General features: G+C 59.1%; 4 protein-coding genes and 1 pseudogene. 4 read left to right on the plus strand and 1 reads right to left on the minus strand.

The window, feature by feature from the left end; all coding sequences use genetic code 11:
- The 4 genes and pseudogenes from Tsedi_RS12070 to Tsedi_RS12085 form a co-directional block, all read left to right on the plus strand.
- Positions 1-487 (plus strand): annotated as a pseudogene (locus tag Tsedi_RS12070) (hypothetical protein); the annotation flags it as partial.
- Positions 466-690: a helix-turn-helix domain-containing protein gene (locus Tsedi_RS12075; RefSeq protein ID WP_143896951.1), complete on the plus strand. Its 225-nt coding sequence runs from the start codon at positions 466-468 to the stop codon at positions 688-690. The pseudogene Tsedi_RS12070 and the gene Tsedi_RS12075, both read left to right, overlap by 22 nt.
- On the plus strand, positions 677-862 hold the full coding sequence (locus tag Tsedi_RS12080) for a hypothetical protein (protein ID WP_143896953.1): 186 nt from the start codon (positions 677-679) through the stop codon (positions 860-862). Before Tsedi_RS12075 ends, Tsedi_RS12080 begins: the two co-directional genes overlap by 14 nt.
- The gene (locus tag Tsedi_RS12085) at positions 859-1,155 is read left to right on the plus strand and encodes a coiled-coil domain-containing protein (RefSeq protein ID WP_143896955.1); all 297 of its coding nucleotides are present in this window, start codon (positions 859-861) and stop codon (positions 1,153-1,155) included. The genes Tsedi_RS12080 and Tsedi_RS12085 overlap by 4 nt, the downstream gene beginning before the upstream one ends.
- Here Tsedi_RS12085 and Tsedi_RS12235 read toward each other — a convergent pair.
- A partial coding sequence (locus tag Tsedi_RS12235; RefSeq protein ID WP_185970672.1) for a hypothetical protein occupies positions 1,152-1,672 on the minus strand: 521 nt, incomplete at its 5' end. The genes Tsedi_RS12085 and Tsedi_RS12235 overlap by 4 nt on opposite strands.

A 1,672-nucleotide genomic window follows, 5' to 3' on the forward strand; every position in this document is an offset into this window, starting at 1 on the left:
CGACCACAGCAAGAACCCCCTCTGGAAGGGCTGGAAAGTGCTCTACGGGCCTGCCAAGACGTGGGAGCTTGGGGAGCTAGCGGAGTGGGTCGATCTGCCCCGGCACATGCCCAGACGAGGCCTGCGCCCAGAACACGTAGTTATGGCTCGATCCCCAGAAGCGCCGCACCGCTGGGTACGACCACAGCCGCAGACGCTCGAACAGCGTGCAGTTGCGCCCGTAGCCCACGTTCTCGACGCGCAGGCCTGCTACGAGCGCGCGCTGCTGCTCAACGGGGACTTTGCCCAGGTCGGCGGCGAGTGGCACAGCTTGAGCGGCCCGCTCGGCGAGCGAGAGGTCTATCACGTGGCGAAACACGTCAGTCTGTGGGTGTGGCGCCGGTTCTCTGCTCAGCGATTCAGCGAGTGGCAAGCTGAGCGCCGCGGCGGCGCCGACTATTTGAAAAAAAGGAAAGATCTCGAGCAATGGCTGCTAAACACCCTGTAAAGCGCCCGGCAAAGGCCCGCGAGTTAGCCGAGCGATTCGGCGTCAGCGAGCGCACTGTGCGCCGCGTGATGGCCCAGCCGCGCGAGCAATACCTGGCCGAGTCGCTGATGCGTAATAAGCCGTGGGAAAAGCTGGGCATGAGCCGCGCGACCTGGTACCGCCGCGGCAAGCCGCAACCGGAGTCCTGCAATGGAATGGATTGAAGAACCGTCGGACGAAGAACTCGCCGAGATTGACAGGATGGACATGATGCAGGCCCATCACCTGATTGGCGAATGGCTGGCCGGCAAACCTGTCAATTACGACGAGATGGCCTATATTGGCATGCTTCTGCTTAGCATCGCCAGAAGGAACGGCACGGAGTTGCCGGAATGACCACCACCACGTTTGACACGCTGCGTTTTGTTGAAAAGCTCGAAAAGGCAGGCATGCCACGCGAGCAGGCCGCGGCCCTTGCCGAAGCCCAAAAAGAAGCGCTGGCCGAGGCCTTGGATACAACGCTGGCGACCAAGGCGGACATCCAGGAGTTGCGGCAGGACATGGCGAAGATGCGCGCTGACCTGCGAGATGAGATGACGAGCATCCGCGGCGAGATGATGACCATCAAGTGGATGATGGGCGTGCTGGTCGCGCTTGCGATCGCTAATTTCGCCAAGCAATTTTTCTAACAAACAGGACGCTCTCGAGAGTTCTCATCATCGTCGTCGCAGTAGTCTTCAAGTCGCGCCGCATTCGCGAAAAGCCGGTATCGCACGTCTTTGCTATCATGTTGTTTTTTCTCGACTTTTTCTGGTGCGATCGCATCAGCTTCTTTCAAGAGCGCGACGACTTCTTTGATGATCAGCTCGCATTCCGGCCACGGCTTTTCTGAAGCCATCTTGAACATCTGTGCTGCGTGCGCGCGCATTTCTCGCGCGCGTCGCTCAGCATCTTGAATCGCTGAATCGAATCGCGACTTCAACATAACCGGCGCTGATCTGCTCTTCGACTCGAGATCGAGAGCAGCTTTTTCTGCATCGACGACATCAGCAACAGCAGACGACAACATCTCGAGAGCGCGCGCGCGACTCTTGCGCTTTTTCGCTTCTTTCTGCTCTTTCTGCAGATCGTCGATTCGTCGAGATGCGCCGCGCTTCTTTCTTTCGATTGCCGTCGCTGAAACGCCGTGATGCCGGCCGGGTATTC

It is taken from the genome of Tepidimonas sediminis (assembly GCF_007556605.1).
Lineage (GTDB): Bacteria > Pseudomonadota > Gammaproteobacteria > Burkholderiales > Burkholderiaceae_C > Tepidimonas > Tepidimonas sediminis.

What these genes read in the sequence shown, in the direction of transcription:
- Tsedi_RS12085 (WP_143896955.1), top strand. Translation starts at nt 859, where the DNA reads ATGACCACCACCACGTTTGACACGCTGCGTTTTGTTGAAAAGCTCGAA.
- Tsedi_RS12075 (WP_143896951.1), top strand. Translation starts at nt 466, where the DNA reads ATGGCTGCTAAACACCCTGTAAAGCGCCCGGCAAAGGCCCGCGAGTTA.
- Tsedi_RS12080 (WP_143896953.1), top strand. Translation starts at nt 677, where the DNA reads ATGGAATGGATTGAAGAACCGTCGGACGAAGAACTCGCCGAGATTGAC.